This window comes from Nonomuraea lactucae (assembly GCF_003313395.1).
Lineage (GTDB): Bacteria > Actinomycetota > Actinomycetes > Streptosporangiales > Streptosporangiaceae > Nonomuraea > Nonomuraea lactucae.
The window spans coordinates 1-16,740 of the sequence record NZ_QNFZ01000148.1; the positions used below are offsets into that span (position 1 = coordinate 1).

Sequence of the window (16,740 nt, forward strand, 5' to 3'; positions counted from 1 at the left end):
CCGTGGCTGGCGCGCCTGCCCAGGCCGCGGTGGCTGCCGGGCGCCGGGGCCGCGCTGGTGCTCCTCGTCATGGCCGGGCTGGCCGTACGGCCGTGGCTCCAGACGGTGCGCCGTACGGCGACGACGCCCGCCGACCGGCTGACCGCGAGGTTCATCGAGGACACCCAGCGGGCCAACGGCCTGCCCGTCGACGGGAGCCGGCTCTACTTCGAGCAGTCGCTGCACTGGGTCGCCTGGTACGTCGGCGTGCCGGTGCTCGTGCTGGCCACGCTCGCCGCGGCCGTGCTGGCGCGCAGGCTGCTGGAGGGCCGGTCGTCCGAGTGGCTTGCCCCGCTGGCCGTGATCGGCTGGACCACGGTGACCACGCTGCTGCGGCCGGAGATCACGCCCGACCACCCGTGGGCGGCCCGCCGCCTGGTGCCCGTCGTGATCCCCGGGATGATCCTGCTCGCGGTGTGGGGGCTGGATTGGCTGCTCGGCAGGCTGCGCGGGCGAGGTTACGGGCCGCGCGCCCTGCGCCGGGCGGCCGTGGTGGGGGCGGCGCTCGTGCTCGTGCCACCGGTCGTGACCTCGATCGGCACGGGGTTCACCCCTGTCGGGCGCGGCGAGCGGGCGGCCGTGGCGGCCATGTGCGCGCGGATACCGGCCGGCGCCTCGGTGCTCCTCGTCGAGCGGGTCACCGGCGAGCGGTTCACGCAGCTCGTACGCGGTGTGTGCGGCGTCCCGGCGGCCCAGGCGCGCCGTGGGGGAGGCGGGAGCGACACGATGCCACCGGAGAAAGAAGTGCGCCGGCTCGTCGGGCGGATCAGGGCAGCCGGCCGGGTGCCGGTCGTGCTGGCCGCAGAGCCCGCCCAGGTGGCTCCCTACGGCCCGCCGGTCCAGGTGATGGCGCTGGTCACGAGGCAGGACGAGCGCTCGCTGACCGGGCCGCCCGACGGCACGTGGTCGCTGCGGATCAACGTCTGGATGGCCGTCGCCTGACCTCGCACCGCGCTCGATCGCGCGCTGTGCGTGCCCGATGTGGATCCGGCCTGCTGCGGGGCAGAGTACCCTCGACGCACGTGAGCACGCCTGAGATCCCCGAGAGTGGAACCGCCGTGGAACAAGCGCCATACGTCACGATCGTCCTGCCCTGCTACAACGAGCAGGACCACGTCATCGACGAGGTCGAGCGCATCACCGCGGCGATGGACTCGAGCGGCTACACCTACGAGCTGGTCGCCGTCGACGACTGCTCGACCGACGAGACGCTGATGAGGCTGCAGGAGGCCGCGCCCAAGTTCCCGCACCTGCGCATCCGCGCCTTCCACCGCAACGGCGGGTCCGGCACCGTGCGCCGGATCGGCACCCAGGAGGCCAAGGGCGAGATCGTCGTCTGGACCGACGCCGACATGACCTACCCCAACGAGCGCATCCCCGAGCTGGTCCAGATCCTGGAGAAGGATCCGACCGTCGACCAGGTGGTCGGCGCGCGCACCAGCGAGGAGGGCTCGCACAAGCTGCTGCGCGTCCCGGCCAAGTGGGTGATCCGCAAGGTGGCCGAGAAGCTGGCCGGGCAGAAGATCCCCGACCTCAACTCCGGGCTGAGGGCGTTCCGCAGGTCGGTGGCCAGGCCCTACCTGCGGCTGCTGCCGCCCGGGTTCTCGTGCGTGACGACGATCACCCTGTCGTTCCTGTCCAACCAGCACGACGTCTACTACCTGCCGATCGAGTACGCCAAGCGGGCCGGCAAGTCGAAGTTCAGCTTCGTCTCCGACGCCTACCGCTACATCCTGCAGGTGCTGCGGATGATCATGTACTTCAATCCGCTCAAGGTGCTCATGCCGCCCGCGCTCTGGCTGGTGGCGATCGGCGTCGTCAAGGGCGTCTGGGACATGTTCCAGCACCCGTTCTACTTCCCGGCCAACACCGTCATGATCTTCCTGTCGGGGTTGCTGATCGGCTCGGTGGCGCTGCTGGCCGACCTGATCGTGCGGTCGCGGGGGGACTAGCGTGCGCGTCGCCGTCATCGGCCCGGCCCATCCGTACAAGGGGGGCGGGGCGCAGCACACCACCGAGCTCGCGCACCGGCTGGCCGCGCTCGGCCACGACGTGGTGATCGAGTCGTGGCGGGCGCAATATCCCTCGTTCCTCTACCCGGGGCAGCAGACGATCTCCGAACCCGAGGGCACGCCCTACCCGCGGACCGAGCGCAGGCTCGACTGGCGCCGCCCCGACGGCTGGCTCGCCGCGGGCCGGCGGCTCCGGACCGCCGACCTGGTGGTCCTGGCCGTGCTGAGCCCGGTGCAGGTGCCCGCCTACCTGGGCATCCTGTACGGCCTGCGCCGCCGGGCCAGGGCGGTCGCCCTGTGCCACAACGTGCTGCCCCACGAGCGCAAGCCGTACGACGAGCCGCTGATGAAGGCCCTGCTCGGGCGGGTCGACGGCGTGCTGGCCCACTCCGAGCAGCAGGCGGGGCTGGCCCGGTCGCTGACCGGCGGGCCGGTGGCCGTGGCGGGGCTGCCGCCGCACCTGCCCTCCACGCGCGCCGAGCGGTCCGCCACCGTGCACCGCAGGCTGCTCTTCTTCGGCATCGTCCGCCCCTACAAGGGGCTCGACGTGCTGCTGCGCGCGCTGCCCGAAGGGGTGTCGCTCACCGTGGCGGGCGAGTTCTGGGGCGGGCTCGACGGCACGAGGGCGCTGGTGGACGAGCTGGGCATCGCCGACCGGGTCGAGCTGCGGCCCGGCTACGTACCCGCCGAGGAGGTGGCCGGGCTGTTCGCCCGGGCCGACGCGCTCGTGCTGCCCTACCGCGACGCCACCGCCAGCCAGAACGTCTGGCTCGGTCACGAGCACGGTGTGCCGGTCATCGCCACCCGTGTGGGCGCGCTCGCCGAGCACGTCACCGACGGGGTGGACGGGCTGCTGGTCGAGCCCGGCGACGTCGAGGCGCTCAACCAGGCGATCACGCGTTTCTACGCCTCGGGGGAGCCCGAGAGGTTGCGGTCGGGCGTCAAGGCGGTCGACCCGGACCCCTTCTGGTCGGCGTACACGGGCACGCTGCTGGCCCTCTGACGGCCCAGCAGGAACGCGACGCCCGCCGCGCCCAGGTCGGCCAGCGTGAACACCAGCCGCGAGACCACCGCCACGGCGAGCGCCGCTCCGGTGCCGCCGAGGAGCGGCGCGAGCACCAGCACCATCGCCCCCTCCCGGACGCCCACGCCGGCCGGGACGACGAAGGTGAGCAGCCCGGTCGCCCAGGCGAAGGCGTACGCGCCGGTCGCCACCACGTAGAGGTCCCACCGGCCCGAGAGCAGCCAGGTGTGCACGCCGTACACGAACCAGCCGAGCGCCGTCCACGCGGTGGCGACCAGCACCGTGCGGCCGGGCAGCACGCTCTCCAGCGGCTCCTTGCGCGCCAGGCGCAGCGCCAGGTTGAGCCCCCAGGTGAGCACCCGGGGATGCAGGCACACGACGATCACCGGGACGAGCAGCAGCAGGTACCAGGCCTGGCGGACCGCCTGCTGGGTGGCCAGCGTCGCGGCGGCGATGGCCAGCGCCACCCCCAGGTTGATCACCAGGGACAGCGAGATGCACGCGAACGTGCGCCGCGGCGGGCTCCCGTGGTCGCGCCCGAGCTCCATCATCGCCGCGTACGCCCAGACCGAGCCCGGGATGTACTTGCCGAGCTGCCCCACGAACATGATGCGCCCGGCCACCCGCATCGGCAGCGGCGAGCCGAGCCCGGCGAGCACGTGCCGCCACGCCACCAGCATGCAGAACTGGCCCAGCAGCACCACGGCGAACGCGCCCGGCACCGCCCACGGCGACAGGCCGGCGACGGCGGCCGTGGTCTCGTGCCAGTTGGAGGCGAGGCCGTACCCCAGGAATCCGAGCGCGACCAGCGCGAGCAGGACGCGCAGCAGGCGGCGGAGCATTCGCCAAGGCTACGCGTGATCGTAACCGGCTGGTAGGGGCATCGCCGAACGCGGTTCCGGAGAAGTCGCGGCGCGAGCGCGGGTACTGTAGGGCGGCGTGGGTACGGAACGGGTCGCGCAGCTCGAATACTCCGAGTTCCAGTCGGCCATGCTCGACGAGGCCAAACGCAGGCGCAAGGCCGCCAAGATCATCGCGGTGCTGGAGCACTTCCAGGGGCCGCTCCAGGGGCTGACCGTCGGCGACGTGGGCTGCTCGGCCGGGTTCATCGCCGACGAGCTGGCCGGGGCCGGGGCCGCGCACACGCTGGGCGTCGACATCGACGTGCCCGGGCTGCGCAGGGCGGCCGACCGGTTCGGCGGGCGGGTGGCGTTCGTCTGCGGCGACGGCACCGCGCTGCCGTTCCCCGACGGGTCGGTGGACGTGCTGGTGTTCAACCACATCTACGAGCACGTCGTCGATCCCGACGCCGTGGTGGCCGAGATGCGCCGGGTGCTGTCCGACGGCGGCGTGCTCTATCTCGGGCTGGGCAACCGGCTGGGCGTCATTGAGCCCCACTACAAGCTGCCGTTCCTGTCCTACCTGCCGCCCGCGCCGGCCGACCGCTACGTGCGCGCCTTCGGCCGGGCCGACCACTACTACGAGCGCTTCCGCACCCGGCGGGGGCTGCGCCGGATGCTGCGCGCCTTCCACGTGTGGGACTACACGATCCCGGTGCTCGCCACGCCCGAGCGCTTCGCCGGCTCGGAGCTCTTCCCCGGCGCGCTCGGGCGGCTGCTGCGAGCCGCGCTGGCCCGCACGCCCCTCGCCGCGCTGCGGCTGCTGCTGCCGCTCGTGCCCACCTATATCTGGGTGGCGACCAAGACCCCGCGGCGCCCGGCCGGCGCCGCGCTCCCGCGACCTCCCCAGCCGCTGTGACGGCGAGCGGATCGCGGATGGCCGGGGAAGTCGCGGGTGACGCCTCCCCCACGCGCCGGGGCTGGGGCGCGCGCCGGCTGCTGCGGCTCGGGTTCCTGCTGGTCGCGCTGGGGTTCGGGACGTGGGCCGTGGCCCGGCAGTGGAACGACGTGGTGGCCGGGTTCGCCCGGCTGAGCCCTCGGATGCTCGCCGGGTCGCTGGTGGCCGTGGTCGCCGCCCTGCTCGGCGCCATGCTCACCTGGCGCACGCTGCTGGCCGACCTCGGCTCGCCGCTGCCGTTCCGCCCCGCCACCAGGGTGTTCTTCGTAGGCCAGCTCGGCAAGTACATCCCCGGCGCCGTGTGGCCGGTGATCGCCCAGATGGAGATGGGCCGCGACCTGGGCGTGCCGAGGTCGCGCAGCGCCGCCGCGTTCTTCCTGATGATGCCCATCCAGCTCGCCACCGGCCTGCTCGTCACCCTGGTCACGCTCGGCTGGGACCGGTACGGCGGGCTGCTGCTGCTCGTCCCGCCGCTCCTGGTGCTCCTGGAGCCCAAGGTGATCAACGGCCTGATCGGCTTCGGCCTGCGCAGGCTCGGGCGGGAGCCGCTGGAGCGCCCCCTCACCCGGCGCGGCATGCTGACCGCGCTCGGCTGGGCGCTGGCGGGCTGGACCTGCTACGGCCTTCACCTGTACTTCTTCATCCCCCAGGCCGGCATGCTCTTCGCCCTCGGGGCGTTCGCGCTGTCGTGGTGCCTGGGCATCCTGACCTTCGTCGTCCCCGCCGGAGCGGGCGTGCGCGAGGCCGCCATGGTGGCCGTGCTGGCGCCGGTGCTCGACAGCGGGGCGGCCATCGCGGTGGCTCTCTGCTCCCGCTTCGTCATCATCCTGGGCGACCTCATCTGCGCTGGTTTGGCGGGAATCGCGGCTCGGCGCAGTGGTGTGTGACTTGAGCCACGATTTGGGGGAGGCTGGTCATAAGCTGAACACGGAGGGGGACGTCAGGATCCCGCGATGATCTTGAGGGGAGAAGATCTTCGTAATGCCTCGAGTGCTCGTCGACGCGGCGGCGGTCCCCGCGGACCGTGGCGCCTTGATCAGGTACGTGGACGGGCTGGTAGCCGGGCTCGACGGGTCGGGGGCTGACCTGATAGTGGTCTGCCAGCGGGCCGACGCGGGCAGATACCGGCGGCTGGCCCCTTCGGCCGATGTCATCCCGGGCCCGGTCTCGCTCACCCACCGGGCCGCCAGGCTCGCCTGGGAACAGACCGGCCTGCCCCTGCTCGCCCGCCAGGCCGGCGCGCAGGTGATCCATGCCCCCTACTACTCGATCCCGCTCCGCGCCGGGATGCCGGTGGTCGTGACGGTCCACGACGTCACCTGGTTCACCGAGCCGGAGCAGCACAGCGCGGCCAGGGCCTCGTTCTTCCGCTCGGCCACCCGCACCGCCGTGCGCCACGCCGCCCGGGTCATCGTGCCCTCCAAGGCGACCCGCGACGAGCTGGTGCGCGTGCTCGCCGCCGACCCGACCCGCATCGACGTCGCCTACCACGGCGTCGACCAGGAGCTGTTCCACCCACCCAGCGAGGAGGAGCGGCGGCGGGCGGCCGAGAGGTGCGGCCTGCACGGCCAGCCGTACGTGGCCTTCCTGGGCGCCCTGGAGCCCCGCAAGAACGTGCCCAACCTGATCCGCGGCTTCGCCGCGGCGGTCAAGAACCTCGACGACCCGCCCGCGCTGGTCATCGGCGGCGGCGTGCACGAGGACGACGTCGACGCCGCCTGCCGCGAGGTGGAGGCCACGGTCAAGGTGGTGCGCCCCGGCTTCCTGGGCGTGCCCGGCCTGCCCGGCTTCCTCGGCGGGGCGCTCGTGGTGGCCTTCCCGTCGCTCGGTGAGGGATTCGGGCTGCCGGTGCTGGAGTCCATGGCCTGCGGCGCGCCGGTGCTGACCACGCACCGCACGTCGCTGCCCGAGGTGGGAGGCGACGCCGTCGCCTACACCGAGCCCGACGCCGACAGCATCGCGCAGGCGCTCGGCCAGCTCCTCGCCTCCCCCGAGAGGCGGCGCCGGCTCCGGGAGGCCGGGTTGGCCAGGGCGCGCGAGTTCACCTGGAAGGCGTCGGCCGAGGCACATCTCAGCTCTTATCAACGTGCCGCGGAATAGTTGGATAACCTCGCTGAGTGATGGAGAGCTCTTTGCCAGGTCTCGAGGCGATCCTTCTGGTCGGCGGGCAGGGCACCCGCCTGCGCCCGCTGACGCTCGGCACGCCCAAGCCGCTGCTGCCGACCGCCGGCGTGCCGTTCCTGGCCCACCAGCTGGCCCGTGCCCACTCGTTCGGAGTGCGCAGGATCGTCTTCGCCACGTCGTACAAGGCGGCGATGTTCGAGCCCGCCTTCGGTGACGGGTCGGCGTTCGGCCTCTCGCTGGAGTACATGACGGAGGAGACGCCGCTCGGCACCGGCGGGGCCATCCGCAACGCCGCCGAGGCCCTCACCGCAGCTCCCTCCGACCCGGTGCTCGTCCTCAACGGCGACATCCTCTCCGGCCACGACATCGGCGACCAGGTGCGCACCCACATCGCCAGGGGCGCCGCTGTAACGCTCCATCTGACGGAGGTCGACGACCCGACCCGCTTCGGCTGCGTCCCGACCGACGGCGACGGGCGCGTCACCGCCTTCCTGGAGAAGACCCCCAACCCGGTGACCAACCGGATCAACGCCGGTTGCTACGTCTTCACCCGGTCGGTCATCGACCGGATCCCGCGCGGCGAGGTCGTCTCGGTGGAGCGGGAGACCTTCCCGGGGCTCATCGAGTCGGGCGAGCTGGTCCTCGGGTACGCCGACCGCACCTACTGGCTCGACGTCGGCACCCCTTCGGCGTTCGTCCGGGGTTCGCGCGACCTGGTCCTCGGCCGCCTGGCCTCCCCGGCGCTGCCCGGCCCGGCGGGCGAATACCTCGCGCTCGACGGCTCCGACGTCTCGCCCGAGGCCAAGGTCAACGGCGGTTCCGCGGTGGGCGCCGGCGCGGTCGTCGAGGCGGGCGCGGTCGTCTCAGGCAGCGTGCTGAGCGACGGGTGCGTGGTCTGCTCGGAGGCGACGGTGGTCGACTCGGTGATCGGGCGCGGCGCCCGGGTCTGCTCGGGCACGGTGGTGCGCGACGCGGTGATCGGCGACGGGGCGGTGGTGGGGCCGGGCAACGAGCTGCAGGCGGGCGTACGGGTGTGGCCGGGCGTCGAGCTCCCCGAACGCGCCGTCCGCTACTCGAGCGACCTCTGACGCGCACCGGCGCGCCGGTCCCTTCACTCATTGACCCGCGCTCGACATGGTTCGAGCTATCAGACCTCTGTCAGACCTTCGTCGCCGCGGTGCTCCGCTGCTCCCGCCAGTCAGTGCGGGACGGCCGACGCGCCGGTGAGATGCGCTGGCCATCCCAGGCAGTGACGGCCGACGGTGTCGATTCAGATGGCGCGGACCGTCCAGAGCTGCTTCCTGTCACGTGGATCGCACGGTAGCGGCCAGGTTGTCCGGGCACCCGCTCCGTCCTTGGCGTCGCCCGACGCGAGGCACTTACCGGTGAAGCCGTTCTTGATCAATGTGCCCCCCGGGTGTTTCACGTGGACCCACTGCTGGCGGAGGTATGGGTGGTTCGACCCCGGCCCGTCCTTTTTCAGGCAAGGCTCAGTTCGGATGCCGCCCACGTCCATGAGGCAGCGTCCGGTCTCCTCTCCCACTTGGCGGCGGCGTGGGCTGTGCCCGGCACGGTGGCGGCACCGGCGGTCGCCATACCGACGACCAAGGCGACGCGCGCGGTGCTCCGCTTCCAGCTTCACATTCGATGTCTCCTACTCGGTTCCTCATCGGATGTCCGCGACGCCCGCCGCGCCCGGTCCGGCCGAGGTCTGCCCGGGGCGCCTCCGCCGGTGGTATCCCAGCATGCCGTGTGTCGCGATCGTCGCCATCCTGCGGCGCCGCACTGTCCACCTGACACCCCCAGCGACTGTCCAATCGTTATCGCCCCCTGTACGGCGCCGACCGGCCGACCGGCCTCCAGCACCACCGCCGACGTGACCGTGTCACAGAGGCATGGCATGGACTCGGCGGGAGGAGGTCATCTTTACTTGGATGGGGGCAGGCAAGCCCCACCAGTCCGGTTTCGGCCTTAGCGTGACGGCAGAAGGTCAGCGGGTCTGGCTCGGCGATCCTGACGGGCCGAGTTGGCGACCGCCGACGTAGCACGAACTTTGCGCCAGCAGTACCACCTCACCCCAGAGGTGCTGCGGTGGGTGGCACCTGTCGCAATCGAGGTCGCACGATGCGAGGCAGGCTGGATGGCCACACCAGTGGGCGCATCTGCGGGGCTCCCGGGATTCGGCCATCGCTATGACTCCTCGCCGAGAGCGCTGATCATGCGAGGCCCTGGTGCGCGGAGATCAGCACTGCGACCCGCGCGGGTCGGTTCTCGGGGACCATCTCGACGCGGTCGGGTAGTTCCTGGTTGTCCTGGTCTGTACGGGGCAACTCGACCCGATAGACGCCGGACCTGGGCGCGACACTGACTGTGGCCACCCGCCACCCACCGTCCACGTAGACGATCAGACGCGGAGTGTCCGCATCGTCGGGGATGTGGCAGGCCGTCTCGCCCGGGACGTGTGAGATCAGTTGCGCATTGACGCCGATGGTTCGCAGTAGAGGGATAACCTTGTTCAACGCAGCGAAATGCCGTTTGTAGGAGTCTCTGCACGACGGTGAGCAGATGCCGCAACTCCTCGCATTTGATGCCCTGGTCTGGCCTGTTTGCCCCGCCATGTTCTATCACCAGCCGTTCATGTTTGGCTCACGGTGGCATTGTCATCAATCGAACTCGTGGTGCTGTTCTGTCGTGGTGAGTGCATTAACTTGTTCCCCGACAGTTATTCCAAGAGTGGCCCTGAGCAGCTAATTTTGGGGCGTGAGTCACGCAACAGCGTCACACAATCCTGTTGTGGCGGCTGTTGTCGCGGACCGCTACTGCTGTTGTTCGCAGCTGAACGGAGCAAGATGCCAGCCGAACCCGAGCTAGTTCCACCTACGGCCCCAGATGTCGCCTTTGGTGCCGAACTGCGGAAACTTCGCAATCTTCAAGGATGGTCGCAAGACGCCTTCGGGAAGAGAGTCGGCTACTCGGGGACCATGATCGGCTTCATCGAACGAGCACAACGGCCGACACCGGAAGCGTTCGTCACGCGAGCAGAGGAGGTTCTAGGGCTCAGCGGGGAGCTGGTGAAGCTCTGGGAACGGATCGACCCAAGGGCGGCTCCGCCCTGGTTCAGGCAGTGGCCGAAGATCGAGTCGGCCGCCCGCCTGATACGGAGCTGGGAGCCTCTCCTCGTTCCGGGCTTGCTGCAGTCGGCGGACTACGCTCGGGCAGTCCTACGCGGCGTCCCCGGTGCGACAGAAGAGGAAGTCGAAGAGGCACTTGCAGCCCGACTGCAGCGGCAAACGATCTTCAATCGGGCGTCGCCCCCCATCATCGCGGCCGTGCTGGATGAAGGAGTCCTATACCGCCCCATCGGCGGCAAGCAGGTCATGCGACAACAGCTACAACGGTTGTTGCTGCTCATGGACAATCCAAGGATCACCATACAAGTCGTCCCGCTTGAGGCCGGCGTGACCACTGGTCTCCTCGGAGGCTTCGCCATCGCGCAGCTTTCCGAAGCCAAGGACTGGGCCTACCTGGAGTCCGCCAGCGATGGCCAAGTAACCGATCGCGTTGACGAGGTTCAGGACATTAGCCTGAGATACGACACGATCCGTGCATGGGCACACCCCCTGTATGTCACCAAGGGCCTGATCAGCGAGGCGATGGAGAGGTATGAGCAATGAGTGATGATCTGTCCGAGGAGCTGGCTCACGCCGAGTGGCGCAAGGCCAAGGCCTCGGGCGCAAACAACGGCAACTGCCTGGAAGTTGCGCCCCTCTCTGGCGGGCGTGTCGCCATCCGAGACACAGAGGCACTCGATCAGGGTCCGTTTGTCGTCAGAGATGCCGTTTGGGGTGCTTTCCTCGACGGTGCCAAGAAGGGCGAATTCGACTTCTAGCCACAAAGGCCCCCAGGATTCGCTGGGGGCTTTGTGTTTGTCTCGCGCGTCCTTGTTTGTGGTTGTCAGAACAAGCCCAACTTCTGGTCTTGTTCAGGACCCAGCATCTAGCTTCAGGTGAGGATCTGTCTCTTCATCTGGAGGTCTCACCATGCCGAACGGTCAGACGACTGCGCGCCGCCCTTGGGGCCTGACACGAGCCACCAGGCTCCACGCACCGGCCCCCAAGCCATACGCCACTGTCCTGCTCGACGACGCCACCCAGGTCACGCAGTTCTTCGACGACAAGCAGAGGGTGCTGGACATGAGCACGTTCCAGACGGTGACCCTGTCGAGGCCGCATGACGGTGCGGCGAACGCACCCCAGTCGGCGGATGACTCCAACACCGACCAGAAGTAGCAGATTGCAGTCCCCGCGGAGCACCGTCCTAGTGATCACCTCGGTGGAGGACGTAACCGCCAACCTGGTGGTCATGGCGCTTAACGAGCATCGAGGCGTGCAGGTGGCGCGCATAGATCCTGCGGATATCGGTGATGCGCTGGTGTTTGGCACACACATGGGCGCGGGGCTCGGCCGGTGGTCAGGTCGGCTCCGCACGCCGAGCCGTGACGTAGCACTGGATCAGGTCGGGGCGGTGTACTACCGCCGCCCCACGCCATTCTCTACCCGGTTCGCTCACCTGCCTGAGAGGGAACGTGAGTTCGCTGTCACGGAGGCATGGCATGGACTCGGCGGTGTCCTCTACAACCTGCACGGCACCGCGTACGTCAATCATCCCGCCGCGATCACCCGGGCCGACTTCAAGCCTGCGCAGCTCCAGATGGCAGCCCAGCTCGGGATGACCGTCCCGCGGACTCTGATCACCAACGACGTGTCGCAGGCACGTGAGTTCGCTGCTGACGGCCCGATCATCTACAAGTCGTTCAGAGGGGTGCCACCTGCTCCGGATGGTCGGGTCACGGCGATTTGGACGCAGTCTGTCGCCGAGCACGAGCTTGATGACTCGATCTCGGTGACCGCGCACATGTTCCAGACGGAGGTGTGCAAGGAGGCGGACGCCAGGGTGACCGTGATCGGTCGACGGGTGTTCGCGTACCGGATCACGTCACCCGATGGCGCGCTGGACTGGCGCCAAGGCGACTGGGATGCGCTGGTTCACGAGCCGATCGACGTACCCCGGCTGATCGAGGGAGCTCTACACGCCTACCTCGACAGCTTCGGCTTGGTCTTCGGCTGCTTCGACTTCGCGATCGAGGCAGAGACCGGACGATGGGTCTTCATCGAATGCAACCCCAACGGGCAGTGGGCTTGGCTGCCTGGGGCCAGTGAGATGGCTCAAGCCTTCGCTGACGAGATCCTGGAAGGATGGTGGCCGTGACCACGATGGCCGCACAGCTCCGCCAAGCACTGGCGGAGAGCGTCAAGTCCCCCGATTGGCACGATGCGTTGCAGGCGGTGCCACGCGCAGACTTCCTGGGAGACGCCGTCTACAGACACGACCCGGATCGCGGCTGGGTGCCCACGCATCGCACGGAGATGAGCCCCGAAGAGTGGCTCACCCTGGCGTACACGGATGAGACATGGGTTACCCAGATCGACGGTGTGATGGCGGAAGACGCGATCGAGCCCGTCACGATCCTGCGGCCTACGTCATCATCCACGCAACCGAGCCTGGTCGTGCGGATGCTCGAAGCCGCGGGCATCCGCGAAGATCAGACAGTCCTGGAGATAGGCACGGGTACCGGCTACTCCACGGCGCTGATGTCCCACCGCCTGGGCGAGGACGCCGTCACGTCGATCGAGTATGACCCCGTGATCGCGACTCGGGCGAAGCGCGCCATCAACGGAGCAGGCTACGCACCCACGCTGATCGAGGGCGATGGACTGGACGGGTATGAGGGCGGCGCTCCCTACGATCGACTGATCGCCACGTGCGCGGTGCGAACCATCCCTCTGCCCTGGCTGCGGCAGGTCAAGGAAGAAGGAACCATCACGGCGCCCATGTTGGGTTGGCTGGGCGGAGTCGCGTTCGCGCATCTCCGAGTCAGTATGGACGGCACGGCAAGTGGCCGATTCCTCGCGGATGACGTCTATTTCATGCCGGCGCGGGCGCACGCCGCGCCTCCGCGCCCTACCTTGTGGATGGGCGTCGGCGAAGTCAGTCGCAGTGAGCTCGACCCGGCGATCCTGAAGGACGACACAGCGCTTTTCGTGGCTCAACTCGCCATCCCGCAGGCTCACCATGGTTGGGCTGAGGACACCCTCACCCTTCACGATGTGAGTTCTGGCTCTCAGGCCGACATCAGCCCATCACCTGGCGGCGGCTGGGTGGTCCACCAGCATGGGCCACACCGCCTGTGGGACATGGTGGAGGAGGTCATCTTTACTTGGATGGGGGCAGGCAAGCCCCACCAGTCCGGTTTCGGCCTTAGCGTGACGGCAGAAGGTCAGCGGGTCTGGCTCGGCGATCCTGACGGGCCGAGTTGGCGACTGCCGACGTAGCACGAACTTCAAATCGAACTACTGGTGGCGGTTGCGACCGGCGGCCGGTCTGTGCCCGCCGTGGGAATGTCGTGCCATGGGGCCGGTCGATACTGCGCCAGCAGCACCACCTCACCCCAGAGGTGCTGCGGTGGGTGGCACCTGTCGCAATCGAGGTCGCGCGATGCGAGGCAGGCTGGATGGCCTCGAATGCCTCCACGCGGAGGAAGCTGGGGTGTGTGTCAGCGCGGTACGTCGAACAGGTCCGCGTGGTCGCGGGCCCACTCGGCGAAGGGTGTCGGCTCGATGCCCCAGCTCTTGTGAACGTCATGAGGGCTGGGCGCGCCGTAGCCGACCTGGTTGGCCCATTCCTGGCTGTGTGCGACACCCGGGGCCATGCCGTCCCGGAGGGCGTCGGCGATCGTCAAAGGCCGATAGGTGATGCGGGTGTTGGTGACCTCACCGATGACGGCGGCGATGTCCGTGATGCGCACCTCGTCGGCGATGAGTTCGATGAGCTGCCGGTTGAAGCGGTCCGGTTCGTGCAGGGCGGCCACGGCGTACCGGGCGATGTCCACCACACTGACCAGCTGAAGCGGCACATCGGGGGAGTGGACGGAGTCGAGACGGCCCTCGGACCCCCACGGGAACATGCGGTGGGCCTTGGGCGGCAGGAAGTTCTCCATCAGGGCCACCGGCTGCAGGACGACCCACCTGCGCAATGCCGACTTGCGCAGGCGGGCCTCGATCCGCAGGCGGGCGGCGGCGTACTCGTTGGCGTGGTAACCGGTGCCGTAGTCGCGGGTGACGAGGTGGCGTTCGAGGCCGGCGACCGTGGTCTGCACGAACATCTCCACGTCGGCTCGTTCGGCGCTCTCGATGAGGCGCGTGCCGAGCTCGGCCTTGTCGAGTTCGTTGCCGGGCGCGCCGACCGGGACGGCGAAGACGGCGGTCACGCCCTGCATGGCCCTGTCGACGGCCTCGGGGTCGGCGAGGTCGCCCTGGATGTAGGTGGCGCCGAACTGGGCCAGGTACTGGGCGCGAGGAGAGTCGGGTGCGACGGCGTCCATCGCGCGGACGGAGTAGCCGGCGTCACTCAGGTGACGGACGGCGCTGGCGCCTTGGTCGCCGGCGGCGCCGGTCACGAGGACGGTGGTGTGGGGCATGATGTGTCCTTCGATCGCTGGGACAGGTACGGCCGGACGTCCGGGGGAAGACCGGAAGCGGCGGCGCGGGACAGACTCAGCCCGAGGCCAGGGCATTTCGGTGTCGTGCAGCGGGTCGCCGGAGCTGGTCGATCAGGGCGGAAGGCACTCGCCTTCGCCTGCGGCTCGTCGCCGGCCATCGGTAGGAGAGCTTGGTGCCGATGCTGCCGCTGCCGATGAAACCGAGTGTTGCCATGAAAGGGGGTCTCCTCGATCTGATGCGCACGTGGCTCGCTGGTGGTTCTGTCTGAAGGCAGGGCTCAAGCAGGCGCAGGGATGCCTCTGCACCGCCTAACCGGAGCAAGCGCTCCTCTTTAAGGTAGCACAACCGGAGCAAGTGCTCCGCAAAAGTGCGGATCGCGGTATCCTGAATGCCGTGCCCCTCGCCGACCAGCCAACGCCAACGCCCGCGCCCGCGCAGCCCGCCAAGCGCGCCCGCCGAGCGGACGCCGAACGCAACCGCGACGCGATCATCGAGGCGGCCGGCGCCGTCTTCGCCGAGCAGGGCGGCACCGTCGACGTCCGTGAGATCGCCCGGCGCAGCGGCGTCGGCATGGGCACGCTCTACCGGCACTTCCCCACCAAGGACCACCTGCTCGCCACCGTCCTGGAGCAGGAGTTCACCTCCTGGCTCACCGCCGCCCACCAGACGGCGACCGCCACCGAAGACCCCTGGCAGGCCTTGACCGGCTTCTTCGAGCAGACCCTCACCCACCTGGCCCGCAACCGCGCCCTCGTCGAGAGCTACGCCGCCACCGGCGGCCCCACCCACGAATGCGCCCGGCACCGCGACTCCGTCTTCGACGACCTGCGCACCCGCTGCCTGAACGCCGGTCTCCTGCGCCCCGACGTCTCCACCGCCGACCTGGTCCTGCTCATCACGTCCCTGAGCCGGGCGATCCAGGCGACCGGCGACAGCCATCCCGGCCAGTGGCGCCGCCTCCTGCGCATCTCCCTCGACGGACTCAGCAGCCGCAACACCGAACCGCTGCCCGAGCCCGCACCCAACGCGGACCCAGGACGAAGGTGGCGCGCGGCTCCTGGGCGGCTCGGCTGACGGATGGTAATTCGCCCCTGCGCCGGTTGCGCGCCGCCGGTGACCTCACCGCCGACTCAGCGACAGCGCGGGCGCGTCACGCCCGCGCGGCCCGGCGCCCGACGAACTGAAGGGCCTTCGTGGGAGCTGCCCGCCCGTACGCGGTACCGGTGACCGTGGAAAGCGCTGGGAAGGGGCAGACTGGTCGCGTGATGGAGCGCAGGTGGGTGCCCGGCGGGCCGCTGGATGTGGGGCTCGCGTTGAGCCCGCACCGGCGCGGCACCGGAGACCCCGCCTGGCGCAAGACGCTCGACGGGGCCGTGTGGCGTACGTCCAGGACTCCTGACGGGCCCGGCACGCTCCGCGTGAGCGTGAAGGACGGCGGGGTGCTGGGCCGGGCGTGGGGGCCGGGGGCCGGGTGGCTGCTGGAGATGCTTCCGGCGATGCTCGGGGCGGATGACGACGTGTCGGGGTTCGCGGTCAGGCACGAGGTGCTGGCCGACGCGGCCCGCCGGTACGCGGGGCTGCGGATCGGCCGGACGGCGCGCGTCATGGAGGCTCTCGTCCCGGCCGTGCTCGAACAGAAGGTGGTCGGCCGCGAGGCGTGGCGGGCGTGGCGGTGGCTGCTGCACAGGTACGGCGAGCCCGCGCCGGGCCCCGCGCCGGAGGGTATGCGGGTCGTGCCCGAGGCCGTGGTGTGGCGGCAGATCCCCTCGTGGCACTGGCACCGCTCGGGCGCCGAGGCCGTACGCGCCAGGACGATCGCCACGGCCGCGTGGCACGCCGAGAAGCTGGAGGCGGCGGCCACGAGCGAGGAGCTCGACCGGCTGCTGCGGGCGCTGCCGGGGGTGGGGGTGTGGACGTCGGCCGAGGTCCGGCAGCGGGTCCTCGGCGACCCCGACGCCGTCAGCGTGGGCGACTTCCACCTCGCCAAGATCGTCGGGTACGCGCTCACTGGGCGGAAGACGGACGACCCGGGGATGATGAGGCTGCTGGAGCCCTACAAGGGGCACCGGCACCGGGCCACGGTCCTCATCACCCTCACCGGGCTGCGCCCGCCCGCGCGCGGCCCGAGGATGCCCGCGCGTGACTACCGATCCTTCTGAGCCGGGGTGCTTTGCCCGGCCCCTGG

Annotated in this window: 16 protein-coding genes and 1 pseudogene; 14 read left to right on the plus strand and 3 right to left on the minus strand. The window is 69.9% G+C overall.

Annotated elements, in window-relative coordinates:
• From DQW85_RS09915 to DQW85_RS09925, 3 genes and pseudogenes are all read left to right on the plus strand, one after another.
• Nucleotides 1-981: pseudogene (locus DQW85_RS09915) on the plus strand (hypothetical protein); the annotation flags it as partial.
• Between the two features lie 116 nt (nucleotides 982-1,097).
• Nucleotides 1,098-1,991 carry a glycosyltransferase family 2 protein gene (locus DQW85_RS09920; protein WP_113700060.1) on the plus strand — a complete coding sequence of 298 codons (894 nt, stop codon included), beginning with the start codon at nucleotides 1,098-1,100 and terminating at the stop codon, nucleotides 1,989-1,991.
• 1 nt (nucleotide 1,992) lies between these two features.
• Nucleotides 1,993-3,054 (plus strand): glycosyltransferase family 4 protein, encoded by a 1,062-nt coding sequence (locus tag DQW85_RS09925; RefSeq protein ID WP_113700061.1) that lies wholly within the window; start codon nucleotides 1,993-1,995, stop codon nucleotides 3,052-3,054.
• On the opposite strand, the gene DQW85_RS09930 is transcribed toward DQW85_RS09925, so the two are convergent.
• Nucleotides 2,955-3,917, minus strand: coding sequence for a lysylphosphatidylglycerol synthase transmembrane domain-containing protein (locus DQW85_RS09930; protein WP_113700062.1), 963 nt, complete (start codon nucleotides 3,915-3,917; stop codon nucleotides 2,955-2,957). The two genes, DQW85_RS09925 and DQW85_RS09930, sit on opposite strands and share 100 nt — an antisense overlap.
• A 97-nt stretch (nucleotides 3,918-4,014) precedes the next feature.
• Between DQW85_RS09930 and DQW85_RS09935 the strand changes: the two genes are divergently transcribed.
• The 4 genes from DQW85_RS09935 to manB all read left to right on the plus strand — a co-directional run bounded on the left by DQW85_RS09935 (nucleotide 4,015) and on the right by manB (nucleotide 8,084).
• A complete protein-coding gene (locus DQW85_RS09935) occupies nucleotides 4,015-4,833 on the plus strand; it encodes a class I SAM-dependent methyltransferase (protein ID WP_113700063.1) in 819 nt (272 codons plus the stop codon).
• A 17-nt stretch (nucleotides 4,834-4,850) separates the two neighbouring features.
• Nucleotides 4,851-5,759: a lysylphosphatidylglycerol synthase transmembrane domain-containing protein gene (locus DQW85_RS09940; RefSeq protein ID WP_113700064.1), complete on the plus strand. Its 909-nt coding sequence runs from the start codon at nucleotides 4,851-4,853 to the stop codon at nucleotides 5,757-5,759.
• Nucleotides 5,760-5,853: 94 nt separating this feature from the next.
• On the plus strand, nucleotides 5,854-6,972 hold the full coding sequence (locus tag DQW85_RS09945) for a glycosyltransferase family 4 protein (protein WP_113700065.1): 1,119 nt from the start codon (nucleotides 5,854-5,856) through the stop codon (nucleotides 6,970-6,972).
• A gap of 32 nt (nucleotides 6,973-7,004) precedes the next feature.
• On the plus strand, nucleotides 7,005-8,084 hold the full coding sequence (gene manB / locus DQW85_RS09950) for a mannose-1-phosphate guanylyltransferase (protein WP_240197065.1): 1,080 nt from the start codon (nucleotides 7,005-7,007) through the stop codon (nucleotides 8,082-8,084).
• 1,128 nt (nucleotides 8,085-9,212) lie between these two features.
• On the opposite strand, the gene DQW85_RS44365 is transcribed toward manB, so the two are convergent.
• Nucleotides 9,213-9,374 (minus strand): hypothetical protein, encoded by a 162-nt coding sequence (locus tag DQW85_RS44365; RefSeq protein WP_162794871.1) that lies wholly within the window; start codon nucleotides 9,372-9,374, stop codon nucleotides 9,213-9,215.
• 471 nt (nucleotides 9,375-9,845) lie between these two features.
• Between DQW85_RS44365 and DQW85_RS09955 the strand changes: the two genes are divergently transcribed.
• The 5 genes from DQW85_RS09955 (at nucleotide 9,846) to tgmC (ending at nucleotide 13,388) form a co-directional block, all read left to right on the plus strand.
• Nucleotides 9,846-10,670, plus strand: a complete 825-nt coding sequence (locus DQW85_RS09955; RefSeq protein ID WP_113700067.1) for a helix-turn-helix domain-containing protein — start codon at nucleotides 9,846-9,848, stop codon at nucleotides 10,668-10,670.
• The gene (locus DQW85_RS09960; RefSeq protein ID WP_113700068.1) at nucleotides 10,667-10,885 is read left to right on the plus strand and encodes a DUF397 domain-containing protein; all 219 of its coding nucleotides are present in this window, start codon (nucleotides 10,667-10,669) and stop codon (nucleotides 10,883-10,885) included. The genes DQW85_RS09955 and DQW85_RS09960 overlap by 4 nt, the downstream gene beginning before the upstream one ends.
• Nucleotides 10,886-11,036: 151 nt before the next feature.
• The gene (gene tgmA / locus DQW85_RS09965) at nucleotides 11,037-11,285 is read left to right on the plus strand and encodes a putative ATP-grasp-modified RiPP (protein ID WP_113700069.1); all 249 of its coding nucleotides are present in this window, start codon (nucleotides 11,037-11,039) and stop codon (nucleotides 11,283-11,285) included.
• 31 nt (nucleotides 11,286-11,316) lie between these two features.
• The gene (gene tgmB / locus DQW85_RS09970; RefSeq protein WP_240197066.1) at nucleotides 11,317-12,264 is read left to right on the plus strand and encodes an ATP-grasp ribosomal peptide maturase; all 948 of its coding nucleotides are present in this window, start codon (nucleotides 11,317-11,319) and stop codon (nucleotides 12,262-12,264) included.
• Nucleotides 12,265-12,269: 5 nt separating this feature from the next.
• Nucleotides 12,270-13,388, plus strand: coding sequence for an ATP-grasp peptide maturase system methyltransferase (tgmC, locus tag DQW85_RS09975; protein ID WP_240197067.1), 1,119 nt, complete (start codon nucleotides 12,270-12,272; stop codon nucleotides 13,386-13,388).
• 221 nt (nucleotides 13,389-13,609) lie between these two features.
• On the opposite strand, the gene DQW85_RS09980 is transcribed toward tgmC, so the two are convergent.
• Nucleotides 13,610-14,533: an NmrA family NAD(P)-binding protein gene (locus DQW85_RS09980; protein ID WP_162794872.1), complete on the minus strand. Its 924-nt coding sequence runs from the start codon at nucleotides 14,531-14,533 to the stop codon at nucleotides 13,610-13,612.
• Between the two features lie 415 nt (nucleotides 14,534-14,948).
• Between DQW85_RS09980 and DQW85_RS09985 the strand changes: the two genes are divergently transcribed.
• Both DQW85_RS09985 and DQW85_RS09990 read left to right on the plus strand, forming a co-directional pair.
• Nucleotides 14,949-15,629 carry a TetR/AcrR family transcriptional regulator gene (locus DQW85_RS09985; RefSeq protein ID WP_113700073.1) on the plus strand — a complete coding sequence of 227 codons (681 nt, stop codon included), beginning with the start codon at nucleotides 14,949-14,951 and terminating at the stop codon, nucleotides 15,627-15,629.
• Nucleotides 15,630-15,820: 191 nt separating this feature from the next.
• On the plus strand, nucleotides 15,821-16,714 hold the full coding sequence (locus tag DQW85_RS09990) for a DNA-3-methyladenine glycosylase family protein (RefSeq protein ID WP_113700074.1): 894 nt from the start codon (nucleotides 15,821-15,823) through the stop codon (nucleotides 16,712-16,714).
• Nucleotides 16,715-16,740 lie beyond the last annotated feature (26 nt).

Coding starts and splice junctions, on each gene's coding strand:
- DQW85_RS09945 (WP_113700065.1), top strand. CDS start 5,854: ATGCCTCGAGTGCTCGTCGACGCGGCGGCGGTCCCCGCGGACCGTGGC.
- tgmC (WP_240197067.1), top strand. CDS start 12,270: ATGGCCGCACAGCTCCGCCAAGCACTGGCGGAGAGCGTCAAGTCCCCC.
- DQW85_RS09960 (WP_113700068.1), top strand. CDS start 10,667: ATGAGTGATGATCTGTCCGAGGAGCTGGCTCACGCCGAGTGGCGCAAG.
- DQW85_RS09940 (WP_113700064.1), top strand. CDS start 4,851: ATGGCCGGGGAAGTCGCGGGTGACGCCTCCCCCACGCGCCGGGGCTGG.
- DQW85_RS09930 (WP_113700062.1), bottom strand. CDS start 3,917: ATGCTCCGCCGCCTGCTGCGCGTCCTGCTCGCGCTGGTCGCGCTCGGA.
- DQW85_RS09990 (WP_113700074.1), top strand. CDS start 15,821: ATGGAGCGCAGGTGGGTGCCCGGCGGGCCGCTGGATGTGGGGCTCGCG.
- tgmA (WP_113700069.1), top strand. CDS start 11,037: ATGCCGAACGGTCAGACGACTGCGCGCCGCCCTTGGGGCCTGACACGA.
- DQW85_RS09955 (WP_113700067.1), top strand. CDS start 9,846: ATGCCAGCCGAACCCGAGCTAGTTCCACCTACGGCCCCAGATGTCGCC.
- DQW85_RS09980 (WP_162794872.1), bottom strand. CDS start 14,533: ATGCCCCACACCACCGTCCTCGTGACCGGCGCCGCCGGCGACCAAGGC.